A 25,336-nucleotide genomic window follows, 5' to 3' on the forward strand; every position below is an offset into this window, starting at 1 on the left:
CATTGATCGCCTCCTCTCCCCGTGGCCGCCAATCCACCGGATTGGGGGCGTGCTGGAGCAGGTAAGGCGACTGCTCGGTGCCCAGTCCCCCAACCGGCGGGCCAGGCCCAGCAGTTCAGGCTGCCGCAGGACCCGCCCGCCGAACCCGGGCAGCCTGACGTGCAGCGGCCCGGTCCAGCGTTCCGGGATCGCCGCCAGGCCGTACCGGGCCCCGGCCAGGCCCCCGGTGACGGCCGCCACGGTGTCGGTGTCCCCGCCGAGGTCGATCGCGGCGCGCAGCGCCTGCTCGAAGCCCCCGGCGGTGCGCAGCGCCCAGACCGCCGATCCGAGGCAGGGCCAGACCGCGCCGTTGGCCTCGGTGGCGCGGTCCGGGTGCCAGTCGGGGGCGAGGACGGTGGCGTAGCGCTCGCGGTGCTCCGGGTCGACGTGGGCCAGGACGGCGGGGAGTTCCGCCAGTGGGTCGGCGCCGTCGAGCGCGATCCTGACGAGCTCGTGGAAGATCGCCGTGCCCTCCCAGGCGGCCGGGTCGCCGTGGGTCAGCGCCGCGATGCGCCGGCCGGCGTCCATGGTGGCCCTCCGCCCGGCGCGGGCGAAGGCGACGGCAGAGGTCGAGGCCCGCATCAGGGCGCCGTTGCCGGCCGCGTGCAGGGTGTCGGCGAAGTGGGCGGCGGCGGCCGTGTCCCAGGGCAGGCCGCTGCCGAGGACCGTCTCGGTCTGGATGCCGATGTCGCTGGGCCCGGCATCGGCCCAGCGGCGGAACCGGTCGAAGACGTCCGGGAGGTCCAGTTCGCCCCGCTCGACCAGGGACTCGGCGACCAGGACGGCCATCTGGGTGTCGTCGGTGGCCTCGCCGCGCGCCCAGCCGCCGCCCGCCACCAGGTCACCGGGGGTGTCCGGGAAGCGGGCGGAGAAGGCGTCGGCGGGGCCGAACTCGTACGGCGCCCCGAGGGCGTCGCCCACGGCGGCCCCGAGGACGGCCCCGGCCTCGCGGTCGGTGTGGTCAGCACGGTCGGTGCGGTCAGCGCGGTCGACCGGGCCGGTCATGCCACCGGCGGGGTGACGGGCAGGTTGCGCTTGTGCTCGGTGCGGCGGTAGTGGCCGAGGACGGTGCGGAAGACCTCCTCGCTGACCGGCATGCCCTCCAGGAAGTCGTCCAGGGCGTCGTAGCTGACGCCGAGGGCGTCCTCGTCGGGGCGGCCCGGGGCGAGGTTCTCCAGGTCGGCGGTCGGGACCTTCTTGACCAGTTCGGCCGGCGCACCCAGCGCCTCGGCGACCGCCCGCACCTGGCGCTTGGTCAGGCCGGAGAGCGGCATCACGTCGGCCGCGCCGTCGCCGAACTTGGTGAAGAAGCCGACGGCGGCCTCGGCCGCGTGGTCGGTGCCGACGACCAGTCCGCCCTTGGCGCCGGCCGCCGCGTACTGGACCACCATGCGCTGGCGGGCCTTGACGTTGCCGCCGACGAAGTCCTCGTGGCCGTGGTCGGAGTAGGTGAGGCCGGCGGCCTTCAGCGCGGCCAGCGCGCCGTCGGTGGCGGGCTTGACGTCGACGGTCAGCACCTCGTCGGCGCGGATGAAGCCGAGCGCGAGCTGGGCGTCCGCCTCGTCCGCCTGGACGCCGTACGGCAGCCGCATCGCGGTGAAGGTCACCTCGCGGCCCTCGGCCCGCAGCTGCTCGACGGCGAGCTGGCAGAGCCGCCCGGCGGTGGTGGAGTCGACGCCGCCGCTGATGCCCAGCACCAGGCTGCGCGCGCCCGTGGTCCGCAGCTGCTCGGCCAGGAACTCCACCCGGCGCTCGGCCTCCTTAGCGGGGTCCGGGACGGGCACGACTCCGAGGGCACGGGCGATCTCCCGCTGGACGTCGGCGGGCAGGGGCTCGGTCATTCCGACTCCTCGGGACGGTGGCACAGGACGCGGTCACGAGGATACGACCATCACCCGGGCGGCCGTCACGGGCGGGGGGCCTCCCCGGGTTCCGCCGGCCCCTCGGGCCCTCGGGGGCCGCCCGTTCCCCCCGCCTCCTCCAGCGTCTCCGGCTCCTCCGGCTCCTCCGGCGTCTCCGGCTCCTCCGGCTCCTCCGGCTTCCGCAGGGAGACCGGCCCGTCGGGGCCCGGCGCCGGGTGCGCCAGGATGTCGAGCACCACCCGCCCGTCCACCGTCTCCTGGGCCACCAGCAGCGCCGCCAGCTCGTCCAGGTGGTGCCGGTGTTCGGCGAGCAGGTCGAGGGCCCGCCGCTCGGCCCGGCGCAGCAGGCCCGCGACCGCTTCGTCCACGGCGTGCTGGGTCTGCTCGGAGTACGGGCGGCGCAGCAGGTCCTCGGGGCTGTCGCCGAGGTAGTGGGGGGTGCCGCTGGAGTAGCCGACGGGGCCGAGTTCCGGGGAGAGGCCGAACTCGCGGACCATCCGGGTGGCGACGGAGGTGGCGTTGGCGAGGTCGTTCGCGGCGCCGGTGGAGCCCTCGCCGAAGACCACCAGCTCGGCCGCCCGGCCGCCGAGCTGGACGGTGATCAGGTCGGTCAGGTAGCCCTCGCTGTACAGGTGCCGTTCGGCCTCGGGCAGTTGCTCGGTGGCCCCGAGCGCGACGCCGGCCGGGAGGATGGTCACCTTGGCGACCGGGTCGGCGTGCTCGCACAGCGCGGCGACCAGCGCGTGTCCGGACTCGTGCACCGCGACGGCGTGCCGTTCCTCGGGGAGCAGGGCGTTGGAGGACTCGCGGCGGCCGAGCAGCACCCGGTCGCGGGCGGCGTCGAGGTCGTCGGCGGTGAGGGTGGCCCGGTCGGCGCGCACGGCGTTGATGGCGGCCTCGTTGACCAGGTTGGCGAGGTCGGCGCCGGAGAAGCCGGGGGTGCCGCGGGCGAGCCGTCCGAGGTCGACGTCCGGGCCCAGGCGTTTGCCCTTGGCGTGCACGGCGAGGATGGCGGCCCGCTCGGCCTGGTTGGGCAGCGGGACGGTGACCTGCCGGTCGAAGCGGCCGGGGCGCAGCAGGGCGGGGTCGAGGGCGTCGGGGCGGTTGGTGGCGGCGATGACGACGATGCCGGTGCTCTGGTCGAAGCCGTCCATCTCGGCGAGCAGCTGGTTCAGGGTCTGTTCGCGTTCGTCGTTGCCGCCGAGCCGGGTGCCGCCCGCGCGGCGGCCGCCGACGGCGTCGATCTCGTCGATGAAGATGATCGACGGCGCGCGTTTGCGGGCGTCCTCGAAGAGGTCGCGGACCCGCGAGGCGCCGACGCCGACGAACATCTCGACGAATCCGGAGCCGGTCACCGAGAGGAACGGCACCGAGGCCTCGCCGGCGACCGCCCGGGCGAGCAGCGTCTTGCCGGTGCCGGGCGGCCCGACCATGATCACACCACGTGGCCCCTTGGCCCCGGCGGCGGCGTACCGCTCCGGGCTGCGCAGGAAGTCGACCACCTCGCTGACCTCCTGTTTCACCCCCTCGTACCCGGCGACGTCGGCGAAGCCGGTGTTCGGCCGCTCGGCCTCGATGATCTTGGCCCGGGACCGCCCGATGGCGCTCAGGCCGCCGCCCAGCGAGCGGGCGGCCATCCGGCCGGACCAGAGGAAGAGCGCGCCGAAGACGAGCAGCGGCAGGAACAGCAGCAGGGTGGACCAGATCGAGCCGCCGCTGCTGCTCCGGCTGCCGGTGACGGTCACGTGGTGGTCGGAGAGCGCGCTGCTGAGCCGGGAGGTGTCCAGGGCGGTGGGGATCTGGCTGGTGAAGTGGGTGCCGTCCTTGAGGGTGCCGCTCACCCCGCCGGTGTCGCTGACGTCCACGGTCTGCACCTGGCCGGCGTCGACCCGGTTGACGAAGTCGGTGTAGCCGAAGCGGGTGCCAGGCTTGCCGGGGTTGGAGAAGAGCACCACCAGGAGCAGCGTCGCCAGTACGGCGAGGGGCAGCAGCCAGCGGCGCCACGACGGCGGCGGGGGCTTGGCCGGACCGCCGGGGCCCCCGGGACCGCCCTGGCCCTGGTTCCGTCCCTGGCCGGGTCCCCGTGGCTGGCCCCAGCCCTGGCGGGGGCCCGGACCGGAGCCGGAGCTGCGGCCGGAGCCGGGGCCGGAGCCGGGTGGGGTCGCGGGTTGACGGGCAGCGCGCAGCCGGATTCGTACGATCATCCACGCTCACCGCCTCTCGCGGGGCCCGACGGCCTCCGCCCCTCCATGGTCGGTCGGTCGGCGCCCGGACGGGAGCCCGGAGGGGGTGACTGCGGTCCACTCGGGGGAGTACGGCCCGCTCGACACCGGGCCGGGGGCGGGTAGGGGGCCCGGCAGTCGCTCCGGCCGCCCCTCCCACCGCAAGGGGCAACGGGGCCCGGTGAGTTGATGATCAAGCTGTCGGCCCGAGCGGTCCGTGACCTAGAGTAGCCACATGGTCAACGAGGAATTGCCCGCGATACCCGGGCCGGCCGAGGCCCCCGTGGAACCCCGGGCCGGGGACAGCGACCGGGAGGCGGTGGCCGAACAGTTGCGGATCGCCGCCGGCGAGGGCCGCATCGACCTCGGGGAACTGGAGGAGCGGCTCGACCGGGCCTACGCCGCCCGCACGTACCGCGAACTCGACGCCCTGGTGGCGGACCTCGGCGGCCGTGCCGGGGCCGATGCCGAGTCCGCGACGGAGGACGTCCTCGTGCTCCGGCCCCGGATGAACAACCTGACGCAGGGCGGCCGGTGGTCCGTGCCCCGCCGGATCGTCGCGGAGACCAGGATCTCCCTGCTCACCATCGACTTCACCGAGGCCAGGTGCGCCCACCGGGAGATCGCGGTCACGGCGTCGACCGGCATGGGCCACATCCGGCTGATCGTCCCGCGCGGCTGGGGCGTTCGGATAGACCCGTCGAGCACCAATACCGGGAACATCGTCAACAAGGCCGCCGAACTCGCGGAGCCCGGCTGCCCGACGCTGACCGTGACCGGCCACCCGCGGTCGGGACCGATCAAGATCAAGCAGCGCCGCCGGAACTGACGACCCGGCGGTCGGGGCACCGGTCCGGTTCAGGCGGTTCAGGAGAAGTCGAGCCCGCCCGTCCGGGTCCGCTTGAGCTCGAAGAACTTCGGGTACCCGGCCAGCAGCCGCACCCCCTCGAAGACCCGCACGGCGTCCTCGCCGCGCGGCACGGCGCTCAGCACCGGACCGAAGAACGCGACGCCGTCCACGTGGATGGTCGGCGTGCCGACCTCCTCGCCGACGGGGTCCATCCCCTCGTGGTGGCTCTTGCGCAGGGCCTCGTCGTACGCGGTGCTGTCGGCCGCCCCGGCCAGTTCCTCGGGCAGGCCCGCCGCCGCCAGCGCCTCCCGGAGGAGGGCGTCGTCGGCGGCCCGGTCCTGGTCGTGCAGCCGGGTGCCGAGCTCGGTGTACAGCGCGCGCAGGACCTGTGGACCGTGCTGCTCGGCGGCGGCGATGCAGACCCGTACCGGGCCCCAGCCGGTGGTCATCAGGCGCTGGTACCGCTCGGGCAGGTCGGTGCGGCCCTCGTTGAGCACGGACAGGCTCATCACCCGGAAGTTCAGGTCGAGTTCGCGCTGTCGCTCGACCTCCAGGATCCACCGGGAGGTGATCCAGGCGAACGGGCAGACGGGATCGAAGTAGAAGTCGACCTTGACGGTGTCGTTGTCGGTCGTGCGGCCGTTGCCGGAGCGCTGGTCCAGGTCGGGCGCGGTGGCCGTCACGTCGCTCGCCACATCATTCGTCATATTTATCGTCACACCGGAGAGGCTAGCGCCGGACTGGCCCACTCTCCAGAGCCAATCAACGGATGATCCAGTGGGCCACTTTCCCGCCCGGCCTACCATCCGGCCGCACCTCACCCCGGTCTCCCTGCCTCCCCGCCTCCCCGGCCGCTCAACCTCTCAACCGCTCAACCGCACGTCGTCCCGTCCGCCGGCACCGTGCCGTCCAACAGGTAGGCGTCCACGGTCTGCTTCAGGCACGCGTTGCCCGTGTTGTAGCCCCCGTGCCCCTCGCCCTGCAGGGTGACGGTGACGCCGACGCCCGCGCCGAGCTGCTGCGCCATCGTCCGGGCGCCCTCCACCGGGGTGGCCGGGTCTCCGGTGGTACCGACCACCAGGACCGGGGCGGCCCCCGGCGCGGAGACCTCGGGGTGGGCGGTCCGGCCGGGAACGGGCCAGCCGGTGCAACCGGTCAGGCCCCACGCCGTGTACGCCCCGAAGACCGGGGAGGCGGCGCGGAACTGCGGCAGCTGCTGCTGCACGTCCTGGTCCGAGTAGCGCTGCCGGGCGTCCACGCAACTGATCGCCCGGTTCGCGGCGTTCAGGTTGCTGTAGTGGCCCTGCGCGTCGCGCCCGTTCAGCGCGTCGGCGAGCTTCAGCAGCGTGTCGCCGGTCCCCTGCTCCATCGCCTCGGTGAGCCCGGCGGCCAGCGCGGGCCAGGACTCCTGGCTGTACAGCGCGGCCGCGATCCCGGTGACCGCCAGGCTCTCGGTGAGCTGCCGCCCCTGCGCGGTCGGCAGCGGCGACTGCTCCAGCTTTTGCACCAGCGCGGCGACCTTCGCGGTGCCCTCGTCCCCGCCCGTGCCGGTCGGGCAGGTGGCTCCGGCCTGGGCGGCGCACGCCTTCATGAAGTCGGCGAGGGCGAGCTGGAAGCCCTGGGCCTGGCCGAGCGCCGACTGCTGCGGGTCCTTGGTCGGGTCGACCACCGAGTCCAGCACCATCCGGCCGACCTGCTGCGGGAACAGGTGGGCGTAGACGCCGCCGAGCTGGGTGCCGTAGCTGATGCCGAAGTAGGACAGCTTCTCGTCGCCCAGCGCCTGCCGCATCAGGTCCATGTCGCGCGCGGCGCTCTCGGTGTCCACGTACGGCAGCACCGGGCCGGAGTTGCGCTCGCAGGCGGCGGCGAACCGGGCGTTGCTGTCGTCCAGCGCCTTCACCTCGCCGGGGGTCTCGGGGGTGCTGTCGGCGGCGGTCGCGGCGTCCATCGCCCGGTCGTCCAGGCACGTCACCCCGGCGCTGGCACCCACTCCGCGCGGGTCGAAACTCACCAGGTCGTAGCGGGAGTTGAGGGAGGAGTAGGTCGCGGCGAGGGCCGGCAGGGTGGCCACGCCCGAGGCGCCGGGGCCGCCGAAGTTGAACAGCAGCGAGCCGATCCGCTGCTGCTCGTCCCTGGCCCGGCTGCGGATCAGCGCGAGGTCGATCGTGGTGCCGTTCGGCTTGGTGTGGTCCAGCGGGGCCTTCAGCGTCGCGCACTGCCAGTCGACGGCGGGCGCGGTGCCCTCGCCCTGCGCGCTGGTGGGGGCGGCGCAGGCGTGCCAGTCCAGTGGCTGGGCGGCCGATCCGGTGGCGGCGGCGCCCGCTCCTGCCGCCGCGCCGGTGGCCGGGGCGGGCTCGGCGGCGGAGGAACCGTCGCCCTGGCAACCGGTGGCGGCGGTGAGCAGCAGGACGGTCAGGCCGAGCGCTCCGGCACCACGGACGACGGTGTGCATGGGGTCGGGTCCACCTCTCGGTCGGCCGGGTACCCCGGCGCGGTCTCGGGCCCGCCGGACGCTCCGGCCCGCTGCGGGGCGGCGTGCGCCCGGCGCTCGGTTCGTCGACGCACCACAGACCCTAGGGGCCCGGACCCGGCGATGCTCTGCGGAGACCTCCGGACGGGGGGCGTGCGCCGAACCGACTGCCACCGGCCGACCGGGTGACGGCCAGTCCGGCCGGGCGAGGAGGGCGCGCCTCCGCCCTGCCCCGCGTCCCTGCGAGCCCGTCTCCGGGCCGGCCGCCCGCTCCGGTTCTCCACCCTGCCGATCGGCAGGGTGGAGAGCATGGTCACGCCCGGGGAACCTCCCGATCGGCACATGTGCGACGGCCTTGCACCGCGCAAGGATGAACGCCATCGGGGCCCCGTCCGAGGGTCCCCGGAAGGAGCCCTGTCGTGACCGTTCTCTTCCCGCCCCCCGCGTTGTCGCTGTGGCTGTCCCTGCCCCTGTCTCCGTCTCTGTTTCCGGTCCTGCGCCTCGCCCTGTTCGCTGCCTTCCGCGCGGGCCTCCGCAGCGGTCCCCGTACCCCCGGCCTCGTCGGTCGTCGGCGCACGCCCTCAGCGCAGCGCCATGCCCGGGGTTCCCCGCACCGCGTACGCCGGCAGCCGCAGCCCGCCGAGGGCTCCCCGGGGCAGGCTCAGCCCGAAGCGCCGCTCGACGGCGCCGAGGGTGCGGCGGCGGGCGGCCCCGTCGGGCTGTCGCCCGGGAGCGCAGGAGGTCACGCCGTCGGCCTCCAGCACTCCGGCGGCGACGAGGTCCGGCACCAGCAGGTCCGGCTCCTGGCCCCAGCGCCAGCGCTCCTCGCCGAGGCCGAAGCCGCACAGCACGGCGCCGTCCCGGGCGTAGTCGAGCAGGGCCGGCCGCTGTTCCGGCATCGGGCGGAAGTGCACCACCTCGGCTCCGTCGCGCGCTATCTCGGTGAGCAGTTCGCCTCCGGTGGAGTCCCCGTACTCGATCGCGAACGTCCAGCCGGCGCACGCGCCGACCCGGATCACGCCGTCCCCGTCGTCACCGGGGCGGTAGACCTCGATGTCCAGGTCCCGGATCTCGGTGTCACTGATCGGCTCGGTCGCGGTGGCCGGATCGGCGCCCATCCGGCGGGCGAGTTCCTCGGGCGTGATCCCCCGGGCGAAGACGACGCCGCCGACCTCACCGTCCGTACCGCTCCCACCCGTTGACGACCGACCGGTGCTCGACCGGCCGATCTCCGCGAGCCACTGGATGCCGTCGCCGTCCTGCTCGGCTCCCCCGTGCGTGCCCTCGGTCATGCCGCCCTCCCCTCGCGCACGGCCTGCGGTGACCGGGCGCGCCGGTGGGCACCCTAACCGACCGGGCCGACACCCGGCGGCCGCTCGCGTGATCGCCGCCGGAACCGGCCGCGCGCAGACCGACATCCGCCCCTGATCGATCGGAAGGAGACCGATTCGGAGCCTGACTCACCCGGCCCCAGCCGCCGTTCACACATCACGGGCACCGGCACCGGCACCGGGGCCGGACCTCACCCGGCCACGGCCGGCGCCTTCTGGCCCACGGCTTCGAACAGCAGCTTCGCGGCCACCGTCGCCCCGTCGGTGCGGATGCCGCCCGCGACGGCCTCCGCCCGCACCCGAGTCTCCGGCGCCAGGGCCGTGGCGAACGCGGCGGAGAGCGAGTCGACGGTCGGCGTGCGGTCGAGGTGCGCCACACCGATGCCCAACTCGGCCACCCGGCCCGCCCAGTAGGGCTGGTCGGCGATCCGGGGGACGATCACCTGCGGCACGCCCGCCACGGCCGCGGTCGTCGTGGTGCCCGCACCGCCGTGGTGGACGACGGCGGCCACCCGGCGGAACAGGACCTGCTGGTTCACCTCCCCGACGACATGGCAGTCCTCGCGGTCGTCGATCGGGGCGAGTCCGGCCCAGCCGCGAGCGAGGAGCACGCGGCGGCCGTGCGCGCGGCCCGCCTCGACGGCCACCTTCGCGATGCCCTCCGGGGCGTAGGCGGCCATGCTGCCGAAGCCGACGTACACGGGTGGTTCACCGGCGTCCAGGAACGCCTCCAGGTCGGCCGGGAGCGGGCGGTCGTCGGGCAGGATCCACGCCCCGGTCTGCAGGACGTCGAGTTCCGTCATGCCCGCAGACGGGCACAGCGTCGGGTCCGCCGCCAACCACGGTTGCGAGGTGAACACATGGTCGCGGACGTTCTCCACCGGCGGCAGGCCGAGCTCCGCCCGGTGGCTGTTGAGCGCCTCCCCGTACAGCCCGTTCACCCGCTGGGCGTCCTGCTCCCACAGCTTCCGGTAGTCCGTCTCGCCCGCCGGGGACGGCGTGCCCGGCCGCTGACCGGGCCGGAAGTGCCGCGAGGGCAGTCCGAGGGTGTGGAAGCAGGCCAACACGTAGTGGAGGCCGTACTTCTCCGCGACGTCCCGCGCACCGGCCGGCATCAGCCCGGTCGCCAGCAGCACGTCACAGCCCTCGGCCGCGGCCGTCAGCGTCTCGAACCGGGCGGCCACCAGCTCGCGGGCGAGCCGGAACGCGTCCTCCGCGGTCGGCGGCTTCGGGCCGGCGACCACCGAGTGGACGGACGGGCCGAGCGGCACCAGCGGCACTCCCGCCCGCGCCAGCACCGCCGCGAACTCCTCGTCCGGCGGCGCACACACCCGGACCTCCGCGCCGAGCCCCCGCAACGCCACCGCCAGCCCGGCCAACGGCTCGACGTCCCCCCGCGATCCCCACGTCGTCATCAACACACGCATTTCACGACTCCCGTTCCCGCAGGTCATGGCCTTACGGCCGGGATTCTGCGCCATGACGGGGGCCTTGCCGCAAGCCCCGGGGCACGGTATAGCTTGATAGTGGCAGGGGGATTGGTTCTGCTCGCCCTTCCTTTTGGCCGCCCGGTCCGACCCGCTCCCCCGAACCGGCCGCAACGGCCGCCCCGGAGCAACCCACCCCTTCGCGGCCACCCGGCTGCCCGCCGGACGCTTCCCGGGTGGCGGGTCCGCCACGTTCGCGGACCCCACCCCGAGCATCGCACCGAACCTCACGCCGACAGCTCGGCGCGTCCTCCGGCTACCCCCCCGGCCGCCCTGTTCGGCACGACCTTCCGTGCACCGGCCTGCCCGACACCTGCCTTCCGTGCACCGGCCTTCCGTGCACTGGCCCGCCCGGCGCCGGGCAGGTCCCGTCGGCCCGCGCCCGTCAGACCGTGAGCCGCCCGTCCCGCGCCACCACCCGGCCCGCACGGACCACCAGTTCGCGCGCCGGCAGGTCGATCACCACCTGCGGCAGGCACTCGCCCGTCACCAGCAGGAAGTCGGCGGGCGAGCCCGGCGTCAGGTCGGCGGCCGGCAGGTCCAGCAGTTCGGCGCCGCCGTCGGCCGCCAGTGCGAAGCAGTCGGCCAGTTGCTCGTCGGTGCGGGCGTCGGTGGTCCAGCCGAGCAGGTGGGCGCGGTGCAGCATGTCGGCGTTGCCGTACGGGCTCCACGAGTCGCGCACCCCGTCCGAGCCCAGCCCGACCCGCACCCCGTGCGCCCGCAGCTCGCGGAACGGCAGCACCTGGTGGGCCGAGGGCGCCACGGTGGTGAGGCCGACGCCGGATTCGGCCAGCTCGGCGGCGAGGTCGGCGAGCGGGGCGCCGGTCAGCTCGGGGACGCAGAAGGCGTGGCTGACGACCACCTTGCCGGCCAGTCCGGCCGCCCTGGTCAGTGCGGCGATGTCGCGCAGCGGGCCGAGGCCGCGCTCGCCCCGGTCGTGCAGGTGGATGTCGAGGCCCAGTCCGTGCTGCACGGCCAGGCCGAACAGCAGCTCCAGCTGGGCGGGCCCCTCGCCGTCCGAGCCGGCCGCGCCCTCGGCCGGGGTGCCGTCGAAGCCCGCCGGGTCGATGCCGCCGATGGCGTCGATGAGCCCGCTCGCCGCCGCCTCGGCGAGCAGCGCACCGGCGCCGGGCATCCGCCGCACCCCGTGCTGGGGGAAGGCGACCAGCTGCACGTCCAGCACTCCGGCCAGCCGTTCGCGGGCCTCGGCGAGCCCGGTCACGCCGGCCAGTCCGTACGCGGGCGCGACGTCCACGTGCGCCCGCACCGCGCGGGTGCCGCGGGTCACGGCGTGGCCGAGCAGCCGGTGGGCCCGGTCGGCGATCGGGGTGCGCTGGTTCCGGTGGAGGTCGACGTCGCCCTGCACGTACTCGGGCAGCGAGCCGGCCGGGCGGCGGCTGTACCAGGGCTCGCCCCAGGCGGTCTTGTCGGGGTGGATGTGCGCGTCCACCAGGGTGGGCAGGGCGATCCGGCCGGCGCCCTCGACCACCTCCGGCACCGCTCCGTCCGGCACCCGCTCGGCGAGCCGGCCGTCCACGGAGACCAGGTCGACGGCCCGCTCGGCGCCGTACGGGCGGACGTTCCGGAAGAGTGTGACGGACGGCGTGGTCATGGGGTGCTCGCTCTCGCTCCGGTTCCCGGGGTGGTCCGACTTCGTGGACGGAATCTGTCCGACAGGCAAAACGTCCAACCTTTCCTTCAACATTCTGTTTATCATCTCCGGGTCCCCGTCCCCCGTCCGGAGTCGCTCACGCATGCCCACACCACCGCCCGCCGCCACGCCCGGACCGCACCCGCTGCACGCGCTGCGGGCCACCGTCTTCGCCATCGGCGCCCTGCTCCTCCTGGTCGGGGTGGGCGTACTTCTCGACCAACCGCTGCTGATCCCGCCGTTGGCCGCCAGCGCCGCGCTGGTGCACGGCGCGCCCGGACTGCCGATCTCGCAGCCGCGCAACCTGCTCGGCGGTCAGCTGATATCGGCCCTGATCGGCTTCGCCACCCTGGCCGTCACCGGCAGCACCGCCTGGGGCGCGGCCGTCGCCGCCGGGCTCTCGCTGGGCGCGATGATGCTCACCCACCTCTCGCACTCCCCGGCCGTCGCCACCGCCGTGATCGTGGTCCTGCAGGCGCCGCACCCCGTGCCCTTCCTCCCGCTGCTCGCGCTGGCCGCCGGTCTGCTGGTCCTCATCGGCCTGCTGCCCCACCGGATCGGCCGGCACCCGGTCCGCTACCCGGTGTCCTGGTGACGGCGACGCCCGAGCACCCGGCGCCGCCGGAGTTCCCGGCGTCGCCGTGGCTCCAGGCCGGGCCGTAGCTCCGGGCCACGCGCGGCCACCGCCTCCCGTGCGCTTCCGCCCCCCTCCACTCTCCCGCCGAACGCCGACGGCCGGGTCATCCGATCGGATGACCCGGCCGTCCTCCGTTCCGCCCGACAATGGCGACCGCCCCTCCGGCGCCCCCGAGCACCCGGGACGGCAGGCTGGGGCCGTCGTACGTCCGCCCACCCCGCCGAGGAGCACCCGCCATGACCGCCCTCCCGCTCTCCCCCGCCGACCGGGCCCTGCTGGACGCCGCCGACCGCGGCGACCTCGACGCCGTCCGCGCGGCCCTGACGGCGGGTGCGTCCGTCGAGGCCCGTGACGCCGAGGGCCGCACGCCGCTGCTGCGGGCCGCCTTCGCCGACCGGGTCGCCGTCGCCCGGCTACTGGTCGAGGCCGGCGCGGACGTCAACGCGCAGGACGCCCAGCTGAACAGCCCCTGGCTGGTCACCGGCATCACCGGCAGCGTCCCGATGCTGCGCGCCCTGCTCCCCGGCGGCCCCGACCTCGGCCTGCGCAACCGCTACGGCGGGGTGTCGGTCATCCCCGCCGCCGAGCGCGGTCACGTCGCCTACGTCCGCGCGGTCCTCGGCGAGACCGCCATCGACGCCGACCACGTCAACGACCTCGGCTGGACGGCCCTGCTCGAAGCCGTCCTCCTCGGTGACGGCGGCCCGGCCCACCAGGAGATCGTCGGCCTCCTGCTCGCCCACGGCGCCGACCCGCGCCTCCCCGACGCCGACGGCGTCACCGCCCGCGCCCACGCCGAGCGCCGCGGCTTCCACGGCATCGCCGAGGCGCTGCGCGCGGCCGAGGCCAAGACCACGGCCGGGACCGAGACCGAGACCGAGGCCGAGGCCGGGACCGGGACTGGGACCGGGACCGGGACGGAGGACACGACCAAGCGCGCGGAGCACGGGAAGGGCCCGGGCGGCGCCGCCTGAAACCCCGGCGGACGGGTGTCCCCGTACCACTCACCGGACGGTGCCGTGGCGGAGTCAGCCCGCCGACGGTCGCTGCGCGGGCTCGGGGGCCCCGCCGGCCGCGAGCGCGACGACGGCGAGTTGGCCGCCACCCGGGGCCGGCTCGGGCGCCCCGCCCGGAACCGGGCCGGGCTCGGCCCGTTCCTCACCCCGGGCGGCGACGGCCAGGCAGGCCGCGATCAGCACGACGTTCTTGAGGATGTACTGCCCCTCCAGCGTCGGGACGGGCGGCACTCCGTGCAGCCAGACCTCGTCCGGCAGCAGGACGAGCGTCGCGAACACCCCGGTCATGTGCACCAGGAACACGGCCAGGACGACACGGAACAGCACCCCGGTGACCAGGCCGGCCCCGATGGCGACCTCCATCAGCGCCAGCAGCGGCCGCGAGACGCCGGGCGGCACCAGGTCGAAGGTCATCAGGCTCATGCAGCGGGTGGCGAGGTCCTCCGCGGGGCTGCCCCCGGGAACGAACTTGAGCACCCCGAACCAGAGGTACACCACCCCGACGCTGACCCGCAGGGCCACCGGGGCCACCCGCCGGTAGCCGCGGGAGAAACCGTCGGCCCGGCGTCTGCCCGACCTCACCACCCGCGCGAGATACGACTCCATCCGCCCCTCCTTCAGATCCCTTCGGAGTCCCCGGCACCGAAGAGGACGGAATGCACCACGGCAGGCGGGATCCGGGTGAGGGGCGGCCCGAAGCACCGACCGGGGCACGGCCCGTCAGGTGCCGGCTCGGAAGCCCGCAGCCTAGCGCCCCGTTCCCCCGATGGATAGAGATCGACAAAACGGTCGCGGCAGCCGGCGGTCAGCGGACCGCGGGCGGCAGGACGGGCTGGCCGAGGACGTAGCAGCGCAGGTCCACGTCCTCGGTCAGGGCCGGCGCGTGGCCGGGAAGCGCGACGGCACCGACCGCGACGACGAAGGTCCTGGTCACGGCGTCGCTCCCCTTCTTGGCCTGCGGGGCCTGGAAGAGCAGGTAGCGGGCCAGCAGGTAGTCCTCCGTGGTGAGGCGGGGGCGGGCCAGGAGGTCGAGGGCGGCGGCGTGCAGGGCGGCGCTGTCCCGGGGGGTGGGGGTGGCGGTGTAGATCGGTCTGCCGCCGCCCTCCACCCAGGAGGCGTCCAGGCCCCGGGCCGCGTACCGGGCGATGAGTTCGGCGTCGATGCGGCGGGCGGCGTCGCCCCGCAGGATGCGGTTGCCGGCGATCCGCCGTCCGTCCGGCAGCAGTGCCCAGTTCTGGAGGGTGTCGCCCTCGACGCCCTCGGCGGCGAAGCGCTCCTCGGCGAGACGGCCGTAGCGGAGCATGGCGTCCCAGGCCGGGGTCGCGCGGCCTCCGGTGTAGGTGCGCGTGGCCCGGTCCCACGCCGCGCCCTCGCGCAGTCTTCGGACCTCGCCGAGGCGGTCGTAGTTGGTGTCGCCGTCCCGGATCGGGGTGCGGAAGCGCTCCGGGTCGAAGGCGGTCCCGGCGCCGGGCGGCGGTCCCATCGTGACGGCGAGGCGGTAGCGCCAGTCGACCAGTCGCGCGTGGACGGTGGCCAGCGCGGCCACCCGGGCCGGACGGTCCGGGGCGCTCTCCCATGCCCGGGCCAGCAGGCCGGCCGCTTCGACGGCGGCGCTCGCCTGCTCGGCGGCGAAGGCGCGGGCCTTGACCTGTCGGGCGGGGTCGGCGGAGCGCAGGGCGAGCGGGCTGGTGGGGAAGTCATCGGAGGTGATCGGGGCAGTGGGCATGACGCTCTCCTGGTCGGTCGAGCAGGCTGGTCCGGCCAACGCCGTCCGCTTCGAGCGGCGGCCGCCATGTGCCCATCCTCCCGGGCGGGTTGCGGCCGCCGGTAGCGCTTGCGGCGATTCACGTCCCTCGTTCCTCCGGCCGGACGCCGCACGCGCGTCGGCTCCCCGTGGTTCGTCCCTGCCCACCTTGCTCCCCTCCGCGCCCCTCCGTGCCCCTCCGTGCCGTGGGCTCCCGCCGACTCGGCGGAGGGCTCGCGACACCCGAAACCTGCTCCGGCACCCGACCATCCGAACGAGTGAAGCCGCTTGAATGCCGCATTCGAACAGCACCATCATCAGGCGCCATCGACCCGTCGCACCCTCCCGAACTCGCGGCCGGCGTCGACCACTTGGCCAAGCGGACGGCCGGACCAGCAGCCCCACCCGCCCGAACGAGGAGTCCTCCCGGTGATCGACTTCGACGTGCTGACCGACCTGGCCCTGCACGAGGGCATCGAGCGGATCGACGTCGGCGTGGTGGTCCGCGACCCGGCAGGACGGATCCTGATGGTCCGCCGGACCGCGCACGACGACCTGCCCGGCCGATGGGAGTACCCCCACGGCGCCTGGGACGGCGACGAGGACCCTGCGGCCGGCGCCGCCCGGGAACTCGCCGAGCAGACCGGGCTCACCGGCCCGACACCGGAGTACGCGCGGCACCTCGACCTCACCGACCGACACGGAAGGCGGGTACGGCAGTTCGTCTTCACCACCGTCGCTCCGGCCGGCTCCCCGATCGCCCTCTCCCCCGATCACGACGACCACCGCTGGGCCACCGTGGACGGGCTGCCGCCGACCGGCGACGGGGAGCGCACCGCGATCGAGTGGCTGATCGGCCGGCTGGCCGTTCCCGGCTGGCGTCCGGCCGGCGGCTACCTCGCCACCATCGCCCGGCCCAGCTCCTACGGCTGCTTCCTGGTCACCGACCCGCAGGGCCGCGTCCTCGGAATGCGCTCCGCCCTGGACCCGGGCACCTGGAACTTCCCCGGCGGCAACGTCGAACGCGGCGAGACCCCGTTCGCCACCGCCCTGCGCGAGGCCCGGGAGGAACTCGGCCTCGACCTCGCCGCCGAGAACCCCGAGGTCGTCGCCCGCAGGCGGCTGGTCGCCGCCATCCACGAGCAGGCGGGCACCGGACACCACCCCGTCCCGGCGTGCGGCTACGTCTTCGACGGCGGCACCCTCACCGCCGAACAGCAGGCCCGGATCCGCCTCGATCCCACCGAGCACACCGAGTGGCGGTTCGAGAGCGCCCACGACTGGCGCACCCTCATGGACCCGGACCGCTACCGGCGGCTGCGGCAGATCCTGCGCGCCCACCGCTCGGGCGTTCCGCTCTACCTGGAGCACCCCACCCCGGACGGCGACGACTTCGAGGGCGTCCTGGTCTTCGTCACCGACCGCTCCGGCCGCCTGCTGATGCACCAGCGCGAGGACCGGCCGGGCATGCCCTGGCCCGGCCACTGGACGCCGATCGGCGGTTGGCGGGAGGCCGACGAGAGCGCCCCGGAGAGCGCTGTGCGCGAGGTCCGCGAGGAGGCCGGCATCGAGATCACCGGGCTGCGGCCCCTGCCCGACCCGCACCAGGACCTCGGCCTCCCGCTCACCCGCGTCCTGCACGCCGTCTGGGACGGCCCCGACGCCGCCCTGCGGCTCGGCGACGAGGGGTTGGCCGTCCGCATGGTCCCCTTCGAGGAGGTCCTCGACCTGCCCGTCCCGCCCTATCTGCGGCACTACCTGCCCCTGCTCACCGAAGCCGCCCCGAGCACCCCGTGAACCCCACCCCCACTCCCCACCCGGTCACCTTCGGACATGCCCGGCCGCCACCGCCGCCCACCGCCACCGGAGCAGGAAGGCCTGCCCCCCGACGTCGATCTGCGGCTGCGCGCCATCACCCTGGGCCGCACCGTCGTCGACGAGGGCGTGGTCACGCTCCCCGGCGCGGCGCACCCGTACGCCTACCGCACCCTCTACCGGCCCGACGGGAGAGTGGACCACATCCTCGAACGCCTGGATCCCGGCCCACCGCATCCGCGCGGCTCCCGCCCCACCGAGTAGTCGGCCCCCTGACGTGCCGAACTCGTGCGGCCCGGCACCTCCCTTCGGTGCCGGGCCGCACGAGCGGTGGCCGTGCGGATCGGGTCAGAGCACGGTGACGGTGAACACGGGCGAGGCGGTGCTCCCGCTGACGATGCGCAGCTCGTTCAGGCCCTTGATGCCGAGCTTCACGCCGAGCGAGTAGGACCCGTCGCGGGTCGTGGTGACGGAGGCGGGCAGGGTGACCCACGCGCCGTTCTGCTTCTGCTGCAGCGTCACCGTGCTGCCCGGCGCGAGGCCGGTGGTCGTACCGGTGACGCGGAACAGCTGCCACGCCTGGACGGAGGAGACCGACGGCTTCGCGGTGATCCCGGCCTGCGCGGCGGGCACGGGCTGGGTGACGGGGGCGGGCTGGGAGACGGGGGCGTCCGCCATGGCGGTGCCCGCCACGGCGAGGGAGAGCGCGCTGAGGGTGGTCACGGCGGCCAGGCGCAGGGAGTTCCGCTTGGAGACGATCACAGGTGCATCCCTTACGAGGAGGGTTCGGCCCGAAGGCACGAGCGGTGCGACTCGGGCTCTGTCACTCTGCAGGACGCACCGCCCCGCACACGGGTTGTGGACGGAACGTCACCGCTCTGTAACAGTAGGCGATGGACCGGCGAGCCGTCACCTGCGCACCTCCGGGCGATGCCCGGCCCGGCGCGGCCCGGGCGGCCGCTACCTGGGGGACATGACCTCTCCGCCCTCCCCCGCCCGGCGCCCCGCCGACCCCGGCGAACAGCAGGCCCAGGAAGACCAGGAGGCACCGCTCGGGCTGCGCTCAGCGGTGGTTGACGATCACGAAGATGCCCAGGCCGATCGCGGCGAGGACCACCGCGAAGCACACCGCGGCAACGGCGTAGCCGAGCGCCCCGCCGGTGGGGCGGGAGCCCGCGGCCCGGCCGCCTCCCGCCTCCTGAGCGCCTCCCACCGACGGGTAGAGGGCGCGCACGCCGACGGCGAACAGCGCGGGAAGGCCGGCGCCGGCGAGGATCCCGACCACGACGATCTTCCAGAGCGCGTCGACATTGACCCAGGAGTTCACAGGCGCACCTTGTCGGGGGGAGTCTCGGGCTCCGGCACGACCGAGCCGGTCCACGCGGCGTTGACGTTCTCCGGGGTGACGGCCGGGTAGCGGGAGGCGACGAAGAAGGCGATCGACGCCGCCACCAGAACGGCGAAGACGGTCACGACGCCGCCGGTGCCGCCGATGCCGAGGGCGGCCCAGTAGGCCAGTGCCCCGACCAGTCCCGAGGCGGGGAGGGTGAGCAGCCAGGCCGCCACCATGCGGCCGGCGATGTTCCACCGCACGACCGCGCCCTTCTTGCCGACCCCCGATCCGAGGATCGACCCGGTGGCGACGTGAGTGGTGGAGAGCGAGTAGCCGAAGTCGGCGGAGCAGAGGATGACGGCGGCCGAGGCCGACTCGCTGGCCATCCCCTGCGGCGGTTCGATCTCCACCAGTCCCTTGCCCAGCGCCCGGATGACCCGCCAGCCCCCGACGTAGGTGCCGAGTGCGATGGCCATGGCGCAGGAGGCGATCACCCACACCGGGGCCTTCGCGTCGGCGCTCAGCGTCCCGTTGGCGATCAGGGCCAGGGTGATGACGCCCATGGTCTTCTGCGCGTCGTTGGTGCCGTGGGCGAGCGAGACCATGCAGGCCGAACCGACCTGGCCGCCGCGGAAGCCGCGCGTGCGGGCGCCTTCGTCGACCCCGCGGGTGAGGCGGTAGACGAGGTAGGTGCCGAGGGCGGCGACCGAGCCCGCGATGAACGGCGACAGGGCGGCCGGCACGATCACCTTGGCGACGAGGCCCTGCCATTTGACGGCGGAGGCGCCGGCCGCCGCCATGGTCGCCCCGACCACGCCGCCGATCAGCGCGTGCGAGGAGCTCGACGGGATCCCGACGTACCAGGTCGCCAGGTTCCACAGGATGCTGCCCGTCAGGCCCGCCACGACCACGGTCAGCGTCACGTCGTGGCTCTGCACCAGGCCGCTGGCGATCGTCGCGGCGACCGCGGTCGACAGGAAGGCGCCCACCAGGTTCAGGACCGCCGAGACGCCGACCGCGACCCGCGGCGGGAGCGCGCCGGTGACGATCGAGGTCGCCATGGCGTTGCCGGTGTCGTGGAACCCGTTGGTGAAGTCGAACCCCAGCGCGGTGAGCACCACCAGCGCCAGAACCACGTCATTGCCGATCACGGGGACGAACCTAGCCCGCCGACCGCCGTCGAACCGGCCTCCCACGACCTGGACGGGCCGGGATGGCCCGGGGCATCACCCGATCGGACCAGTACGCCGCGGCCGGCGCGCGGCCTGGCGCACGCACGGCTCTCCTCGCACGCACGGCTCTCCTCGCCCGCCCCGCCCCGCCCGATCGGTCAGCCGATCGGTCAATAATTCAGTGTTGCCGATCAGTTCACGACTGATAGCGTCCCCGGCGTGGCAAAGCTGAACCAGATCATCGCCGTTGAAAAGGGCGTCAAGTCCAAGTCCTTCCAGGAGCTGACGCAGGCCCACCAGGACCTGCAGAAGCCCGCGCTGCTGGCCGGGATCTCCCGCGCCTACCAGCCCAAGGACGAGGAGGGCGAGCAGCTCCCGCCGGAGTCGACCCGGGTGCAGCTGAAGGCCGAGGACATCCTGCGGTCGACGGCGAACACTCTCACCCGGCTCTTCGACGTGACGGCCACCAAGGACTGGGCGAACATCGACGCCCGCGCCGACGTGGTGGTGGACGGCCAGGTGCTGCTCCCCCGGGTGCCGGTGCCGTACCTGCTCTTCCTGGAGAAGCAGCTCACCGACCTGTTCACCTTCGTGAAGAAGCTCCCGGTGCTGGACGCCTCCGAGTCCTGGAACCTCGACCCGTCCACCGACTCCTGGAAGACCGAGCCGGTGCGCACCATCCGGACCAAGAAGGTGCCGCGCAATCACGTGAAGGCCGAGGCCACCGAGAAGCACCCGGCCCAGGTCGAGGTCTACTACGAGGACGTCGCGGTCGGCTACTGGACCACGGTCAAGTTCTCCGGCGCGCTGCCGGCCCGCCGGGTGAACGAGCTCGCCGAGCGGGTGGAGAAGCTCCAGCAGGCGGTGAAGTTCGCCCGCGAGGAGGCCAACGCGGTCGAGGTCACCGACCAGCGGGTGGGCGACGCCGTCTTCGGCTACCTGTTCCGGTAGCCCCATGATCGCCCGCCCGGGGAGCCGGGCGGGTGCACCGGGCGCGACGCGGACCCGACCGGGGAGCCGGACGGGTGCGTGCGCTGCGCGGTGCGAAAAGCTGAAACTGACGTTGAAGCTGACGAGGGGTCACAGTGGAGGTTCGAATCCTCCTCCCGGCGCCACCGGCCGGGGTAGCCCAAGGCAGGCAGAGGCAGGCCCCCTGAATCTCAGACTCTCGCTCCAGTCTCAGCATTCGCCGCCGAACACCGGATCGACCGGGTGCGGACGAATATCGACGAATGCGGGTTCAAGTCCCGTCTGTGCCGCTCCGTGGCACGGTAGTTCAAAGGTAGAACGCGTCGATTTCAATCTGATCCGCGGCCCTTAAACGTGCCGGTGTGCGCAATTGGGCGGCAATCAGGGGCCCGGGAGCAGGCTACGCTCCCGGGTCCTCTCAGCTTTCCCGCCACCCGGTTCCGCGGGTGGCCGGCCTCAGGAGGGCTGCTCGGCCAGCGACTTGATGCCGTCGAGGGTCGCCGTCATGCCGGTCCGCAGCTCGTTCAGCCGGAAGTCGACGATCCGCTCCTCCAGCTCCGGCTCGGCGTCGATGTACAGGCTGGCACCGCTGCGGCCCGGGCCCACCACCACCGACTGGCACAGCCGGGTGCCGCCGTCCTCGGAGGTCAGCTCGAAGCGCCACCGGGCGAGCGCTCCGGCGAGGTCCGACACCGGCTCGCCGTAGCGGCCGTCCGCGTCCATCACGCCCCAGGCGAAGACGTGCCGGCCGTGCGGACCGGCCGGTTCCGTCACCCCGGCCGGTTCCGTCACCCCGGTCAGCTCGGTGACCTCGGAGACCGTTCGCCAGTCGGGCATGTCCTTGCGGCTGTTGTGCCCCTCGAAGCGGGCGCCGACCGCGGGGCCGTCCGCGCCGTCCAGCCAGGCGACGCGTCGCAGCTCCGGGCTGAGCCGGGCCGGCAGGGCGATGTCCGTCACCAGTTCCCACACCCGTTCCACCGGCGCCGCGACGAACACCTCGCACCGCGCACCCGGACCGTCGGCGTACCGCATCCCCGTTCCCCCTGTCCCTCGTCACGGCGCTCGCACGCCGCTCTCGTCCGTCGTCGCGGGTCGACACCCGCCCGCGCCCCGCCATCGCGTCCGGAACGCCGGCGGGGCTGCGGGCGGGTTGCCGCCCTGGGCCCTGCTTCGATGATCGATCCCCCGCAACACCCAAGTCAATCCGCCGATGTGCTGGGGCACCCCCAAGGGATACCTTGGGTCTCCGTGACCATTGACGACCTCCGCGTCTTCGCCGCGGTCTGCCGGGCCGGCTCGCTCAGCGCCGTCGCCCGCGACCTGAACCGCACCCAGTCCGCCGTCAGCCAGCACGTGAAGCGGCTCGAACGGGAGGTCGGCCTCGCCCTGATCGAGCGCCACCCCCGCGGAGTCGTCCCCACCAGGGCGGGGAACCTGCTGCGCACGGCGGTCGCCGCCGGCCTCGGCAGCATCGACCACGCGCTGCACCGGATCGCCGAACTCGCCCGCGGCGAAGGCGGATCCGTGCGGATCACCACCGGGGCCACCAGCATCCGGCACTTCATGTCCGCGGCCGTGGTCGACTTCCGGCGGCGCTTCCCCCAGGTCAGCCTGGAGTTCCAGACCGAGGTCTCCAGCCGCAGCTGCCTGGAGTCGCTCACCGCCGGCCGGGTCGACCTCGCCTGGATCACCCTCGGTGTCCCGGCCCGGGGCATCGACCAGCGGCCGGTGGTCGAGCTGCCCTGGGTGCTCGCGGTCGCGGCGGGCGACCCGCTCGCCGCCCGGGCCCGGCTCTCGCCCGCCGACCTCCAGGACGCCCGGCTGATCGGGCTCCCGCAGAACTCCGTCTCCCGTTCCCAGGTCGAGGCCTGGCTGGGGAAGGCGGGCATCCGGCCGGTCTTCGACACCAGCGTCGCGGACTGGGACACCGCGATCCTGCTCGCCGAACTCGGCCTCGGCCACGCCGTCGTCCCCGCGCTCCCGCAGTGGCAGGGCCCCGGCCATCCCGGCCTGCGTCTGCTCCCGCTGCCCGACCTGCCCGCCCTCACCGCGGGCTGGGCCGTCCGGGACTGGGAGAACCTCGGCCCGCTCGCCCGCGCCTTCGCCGACACCGTGGCCGCCCACTGCGGCCGCGGGACTCCCCCCGCCGCCGCACCGCAGGCCGACTGACCGGGCCGGGTCCGGCGTCCGCCGCCGGGTCGGCGCCCGACCCCTCGACGATCAGCTGGTTGTGCTCCTCGGAGCGGCTGAACCCGGCCTCCCGGACGGCGAACACCCCGGGGAATTCAGGCAGTTCGAGGAGGTCGGCCGCCTGGCGGCGGGCGAGGCGGCGCGGAGGGCGGTCACGCGCGAGCAGATCCGCCATCCCGCCGTGATCAGGCCCGCGGCCGCCCGCGGACAACGGCTCCGGTTCCCCCCGCCCGGGCCCGGCCTCAGGAGGACGAGCGGTCCAGGAAGCGCCGGATCCCCTCCCGTACGCCCTCGGTCGGCACCGTCGCGGCGAAGGCCGCCGCCTCGACCGCGAGCCCCTCGTCGATCGGCAGGTTGACGCCCCGGGTCACCGCGCGCAGGCAGGCGGCCACGGCCGTCGGTGCGTGCCGGATGATCCGGTCGGCCAGGTCCCGGGCCGTGTCCAGCAGTTCGTCCGCCGGGACGACCGAGTTGACCAGGCCGATCCCGGCGGCGCGGGCGGCCGGGATCGGGTCGCCGGTGAGGATCATCTCCAGGCCGCGCTTGCGGCCGACGTGCCGGGGCAGTCGCTGGGAGCCGCCGAAGGGCGGCGGGAAGCCGAGCGAGATCTCCGGCTTGGCGAAGGTCGCGTGCTCGGCCGCGACGGCCAGCGGGGCGGCTTCGGTGATCTCGCAACCCCCGCCGTAGGCCAGGCCGTTGACGGCCACGATGACCGGCTTGGGGAACTCCTCGATCCGCCGGGTGAGGGTGTGCCCGCGCCGGACGAACTCGCGCAGCGCCCGCTCCGGCCCGCCCGCGACGCTGGCCGCCAGCGACGGGATGTCGGCGCCCGCGCTGAACGCCCGCCCGCCGGCGCCTGTGAGGATGACGGCGCGGACGGTGTCGTCGGCGTCGATGCCGTCGAGCTCGGCGAGCAGTGCGTCGATCGTCGGGTAGTCGAGGGCGTTGAGCTTCTTCTCCCGGTCGATGGTGAGGGTGACGACGTGCCGGTCCCGCTCGCTGCGGATGGTCATGGGGGTGGGCTCCGTTCCTGGCCTCGCTGCTGGGTGGTTCGAGGCTAGGAACACCCGCCCAGGACAATCCACTTATTGTCCTGGATACACCCGGGTACACTCCCCCACGCGCTCCCCCGCACGCGCCCGCACGCCCCGCGCCCCCACTCCCAGGAACGGCAGGTGACCGGTGCGACCGCCCTCCTACAAGGCCGTCGTCGACGAGTACGCGACCGCCATCCGCTCCGGCGCGCTCCCGGCCGGCACCCGCCTGCCGACCCACCGCGCGCTCGCCCGCGAGCGGCGGATCGCCCTCGCCACCGCCACCCGGGTGTACGCCGAACTGGCCGCCGCCGGACTGGTGGTGGGCGAGCAGGGCCGCGGCACCTTCGTCCGGCTGCGCTCCGGCTTCGACGGCCTCGAACCCTCGCGCGCGCTCCCGGTGCCCCGGGTGGCCGACCTCTCCTTCAACCAGCCGCTCGCCCCCGGGCAGGGCGACCAGCTGCGGCAGGCCCTGCGCGCGCTCGCCTCCTCCGGCGACGCCGAGGCCCTGCTGCGCCAGCACCCGCCGGGCGGCCACCGGCACGACCGGGCGGTGGTGGCCACCCATCTGCTGGACCGCGGGATCGACACCGCACCCGAGAACGTCCTGCTGACCAGCGGGGCGCAGCAGGCCCTGGACTGCGTCCTGCGCACGCTCACCCGCCCCGGGGACGTGCTCGCAGCGGACGCGCTCGGCTACCCGGGCATCAAGCTGCTCGCCACCGCCCACGGGCTGGACCTGGCCCCCGTCCCGGTCACCGCGGCGGGCCCGGACCTCGACGCGCTCGACCGGCTCTGCCGAGCCCGGCCGGTGCGGGTGGTGTACACCCAGCCGACCGTCCACAACCCGCTCGGCTGGGTGCTCGACCGGACGCGGCGCGAACGGCTCGTCCGGCTCGCCGCCGAGCACGGCTTCACGCTGGTCGAGGACGGCACGTACGCCTTCCTGGAGGCCGCGCCGCCGCCACCGCTGCACGCCCTCGCACCCGGGCGCACCTGCTACCTGGCCGGCCTCTCCAAGAGCGTGGCGCCGGGCCTGCGGTTCGGCTTCGCCGTCCTGCCGGACCACCTGCTCCGGGCCGCCACCACCCACCTGCGCACCGCGGCCTGGGGCGCGCCCGGCCTGGTCACCGCTCTCGCCACCGGCTGGCTCGCCGACGGCACGGTGGCCCGGCTGGAGCGGGAGCGCCGCACGGACGCCGCGGCCCGCCAGGCCGTCGCCGGTGCCGCCCTGGCCGGTCTGACCAGCACCGCGCACCCCACCTCCTACATCCGCTGGCTCACCCTCGAACCCCACCAGCGCCCCGACCACGCGGCCGCCGCCCTGGCCGCCGAGGGCATCCTGATCTCCACCGCCGACGCCTTCGCCACCACCCCCCACCACCCGGGCGCCCTCCGTCTGGCCCTCGCCACGCCCCCGCTCTCCGACCTCCCGGCCGTCCTCGCCCGTCTCCGCGCCACCCTCGACGCCATCGCCCCCTGACGAGGCCCCTGACGGCGCGTCCCGACGGCGC

The 25,336-nt window shown here is 74.6% G+C and carries 23 protein-coding genes and 1 pseudogene; 8 read left to right on the forward strand and 16 right to left on the reverse strand.

Translation table 11 applies throughout. The annotated features are described in order from the left end of the window. From AB0E96_RS02550 to ftsH, 4 genes and pseudogenes are all read right to left on the reverse strand, one after another. Positions 1-85: DUF255 domain-containing protein (locus AB0E96_RS02550; protein WP_359817653.1), on the reverse strand; the 85-nt coding region annotated here is incomplete at its 3' end. Positions 86-90: 5 nt separating this feature from the next. After that, a pseudogene (locus tag AB0E96_RS02555) lies at positions 91-1,044 on the reverse strand (ADP-ribosylglycohydrolase family protein); the annotation flags it as partial. After that, entirely contained in the window at positions 1,041-1,880 is an 840-nt protein-coding gene (gene nadE / locus AB0E96_RS02560; protein WP_359817579.1) for an ammonia-dependent NAD(+) synthetase, read from the reverse strand. The pseudogene AB0E96_RS02555 and the gene nadE, both read right to left, overlap by 4 nt. Before the next feature lie 65 nt (positions 1,881-1,945). Then, positions 1,946-4,105 (reverse strand): ATP-dependent zinc metalloprotease FtsH, encoded by a 2,160-nt coding sequence (gene ftsH, locus AB0E96_RS02565; RefSeq protein ID WP_359817581.1) that lies wholly within the window; start codon positions 4,103-4,105, stop codon positions 1,946-1,948. A 253-nt stretch (positions 4,106-4,358) separates the two neighbouring features. Here ftsH and AB0E96_RS02570 point away from each other — a divergent pair, with 253 nt between their 5' ends. Then, a complete protein-coding gene (locus AB0E96_RS02570; RefSeq protein ID WP_359817583.1) occupies positions 4,359-4,952 on the forward strand; it encodes a DUF1707 domain-containing protein in 594 nt (197 codons plus the stop codon). A 38-nt stretch (positions 4,953-4,990) separates the two neighbouring features. On the opposite strand, the gene AB0E96_RS02575 is transcribed toward AB0E96_RS02570, so the two are convergent. The 5 genes from AB0E96_RS02575 to AB0E96_RS02595 all read right to left on the reverse strand — a co-directional run bounded on the left by AB0E96_RS02575 (position 4,991) and on the right by AB0E96_RS02595 (position 11,873). Further along, positions 4,991-5,680 (reverse strand): DsbA family protein, encoded by a 690-nt coding sequence (locus AB0E96_RS02575; protein ID WP_359817585.1) that lies wholly within the window; start codon positions 5,678-5,680, stop codon positions 4,991-4,993. A 164-nt stretch (positions 5,681-5,844) separates the two neighbouring features. After that, complete coding sequence (locus tag AB0E96_RS02580; protein WP_359817587.1) at positions 5,845-7,425, reverse strand: alpha/beta hydrolase; 1,581 nt, start codon at positions 7,423-7,425, stop codon at positions 5,845-5,847. 599 nt (positions 7,426-8,024) lie between these two features. Next, the gene (locus AB0E96_RS02585; protein WP_359817589.1) at positions 8,025-8,735 is read right to left on the reverse strand and encodes a DUF6461 domain-containing protein; all 711 of its coding nucleotides are present in this window, start codon (positions 8,733-8,735) and stop codon (positions 8,025-8,027) included. A gap of 230 nt (positions 8,736-8,965) precedes the next feature. Beyond that, a complete protein-coding gene (locus tag AB0E96_RS02590; protein WP_359817591.1) occupies positions 8,966-10,201 on the reverse strand; it encodes a glycosyltransferase in 1,236 nt (411 codons plus the stop codon). A 445-nt stretch (positions 10,202-10,646) separates the two neighbouring features. Further along, entirely contained in the window at positions 10,647-11,873 is a 1,227-nt protein-coding gene (locus tag AB0E96_RS02595) for an amidohydrolase (protein ID WP_359817593.1), read from the reverse strand. A 142-nt stretch (positions 11,874-12,015) separates the two neighbouring features. On the opposite strand from AB0E96_RS02595, the gene AB0E96_RS02600 reads away from it, so the two are divergent. Next, entirely contained in the window at positions 12,016-12,507 is a 492-nt protein-coding gene (locus AB0E96_RS02600) for an HPP family protein (protein WP_359817595.1), read from the forward strand. 278 nt (positions 12,508-12,785) lie between these two features. Next, a complete protein-coding gene (locus AB0E96_RS02605) occupies positions 12,786-13,523 on the forward strand; it encodes an ankyrin repeat domain-containing protein (protein ID WP_359817597.1) in 738 nt (245 codons plus the stop codon). 54 nt (positions 13,524-13,577) lie between these two features. On the opposite strand, the gene AB0E96_RS02610 is transcribed toward AB0E96_RS02605, so the two are convergent. Then, entirely contained in the window at positions 13,578-14,171 is a 594-nt protein-coding gene (locus AB0E96_RS02610; RefSeq protein WP_359817599.1) for a DoxX family protein, read from the reverse strand. A gap of 199 nt (positions 14,172-14,370) precedes the next feature. Continuing rightward, a complete protein-coding gene (locus AB0E96_RS02615) occupies positions 14,371-15,291 on the reverse strand; it encodes a hypothetical protein (RefSeq protein ID WP_359817600.1) in 921 nt (306 codons plus the stop codon). Between the two features lie 447 nt (positions 15,292-15,738). On the opposite strand from AB0E96_RS02615, the gene AB0E96_RS02620 reads away from it, so the two are divergent. Beyond that, the gene (locus AB0E96_RS02620) at positions 15,739-17,106 is read left to right on the forward strand and encodes an NUDIX hydrolase (protein ID WP_359817602.1); all 1,368 of its coding nucleotides are present in this window, start codon (positions 15,739-15,741) and stop codon (positions 17,104-17,106) included. A gap of 36 nt (positions 17,107-17,142) precedes the next feature. Then, entirely contained in the window at positions 17,143-17,388 is a 246-nt protein-coding gene (locus AB0E96_RS02625) for a hypothetical protein (RefSeq protein ID WP_359817604.1), read from the forward strand. A gap of 84 nt (positions 17,389-17,472) precedes the next feature. On the opposite strand, the gene AB0E96_RS02630 is transcribed toward AB0E96_RS02625, so the two are convergent. The 3 genes from AB0E96_RS02630 to AB0E96_RS02640 all read right to left on the reverse strand — a co-directional run bounded on the left by AB0E96_RS02630 (position 17,473) and on the right by AB0E96_RS02640 (position 19,608). Continuing rightward, entirely contained in the window at positions 17,473-17,886 is a 414-nt protein-coding gene (locus AB0E96_RS02630) for a hypothetical protein (protein WP_359817605.1), read from the reverse strand. 301 nt (positions 17,887-18,187) lie between these two features. Continuing rightward, positions 18,188-18,451, reverse strand: coding sequence for a hypothetical protein (locus AB0E96_RS02635; RefSeq protein WP_359817607.1), 264 nt, complete (start codon positions 18,449-18,451; stop codon positions 18,188-18,190). After that, positions 18,448-19,608: an inorganic phosphate transporter gene (locus tag AB0E96_RS02640; protein WP_359817609.1), complete on the reverse strand. Its 1,161-nt coding sequence runs from the start codon at positions 19,606-19,608 to the stop codon at positions 18,448-18,450. Before AB0E96_RS02640 ends, AB0E96_RS02635 begins: the two co-directional genes overlap by 4 nt. Positions 19,609-19,848: 240 nt before the next feature. Here AB0E96_RS02640 and AB0E96_RS02645 point away from each other — a divergent pair, with 240 nt between their 5' ends. Next, positions 19,849-20,580, forward strand: a complete 732-nt coding sequence (locus AB0E96_RS02645; protein WP_359817611.1) for a hypothetical protein — start codon at positions 19,849-19,851, stop codon at positions 20,578-20,580. Positions 20,581-21,054: 474 nt separating this feature from the next. Here AB0E96_RS02645 and AB0E96_RS02650 read toward each other — a convergent pair whose 3' ends face one another. Then, the gene (locus AB0E96_RS02650; protein ID WP_359817612.1) at positions 21,055-21,630 is read right to left on the reverse strand and encodes an SRPBCC family protein; all 576 of its coding nucleotides are present in this window, start codon (positions 21,628-21,630) and stop codon (positions 21,055-21,057) included. Positions 21,631-21,846: 216 nt separating this feature from the next. Here AB0E96_RS02650 and AB0E96_RS02655 point away from each other — a divergent pair, with 216 nt between their 5' ends. After that, positions 21,847-22,767: a LysR family transcriptional regulator gene (locus AB0E96_RS02655; RefSeq protein WP_359817614.1), complete on the forward strand. Its 921-nt coding sequence runs from the start codon at positions 21,847-21,849 to the stop codon at positions 22,765-22,767. Between the two features lie 263 nt (positions 22,768-23,030). Here AB0E96_RS02655 and AB0E96_RS02660 read toward each other — a convergent pair whose 3' ends face one another. Next, positions 23,031-23,801 carry a crotonase/enoyl-CoA hydratase family protein gene (locus tag AB0E96_RS02660; RefSeq protein WP_359817616.1) on the reverse strand — a complete coding sequence of 257 codons (771 nt, stop codon included), beginning with the start codon at positions 23,799-23,801 and terminating at the stop codon, positions 23,031-23,033. A 169-nt stretch (positions 23,802-23,970) separates the two neighbouring features. On the opposite strand from AB0E96_RS02660, the gene AB0E96_RS02665 reads away from it, so the two are divergent. Beyond that, the gene (locus tag AB0E96_RS02665; RefSeq protein ID WP_359817617.1) at positions 23,971-25,305 is read left to right on the forward strand and encodes a PLP-dependent aminotransferase family protein; all 1,335 of its coding nucleotides are present in this window, start codon (positions 23,971-23,973) and stop codon (positions 25,303-25,305) included. The last annotated feature ends 31 nt before the right edge of the window (positions 25,306-25,336 follow it).

Source organism: Kitasatospora sp. NPDC036755 (genome assembly GCF_040636595.1).
Lineage (GTDB): Bacteria > Actinomycetota > Actinomycetes > Streptomycetales > Streptomycetaceae > Kitasatospora.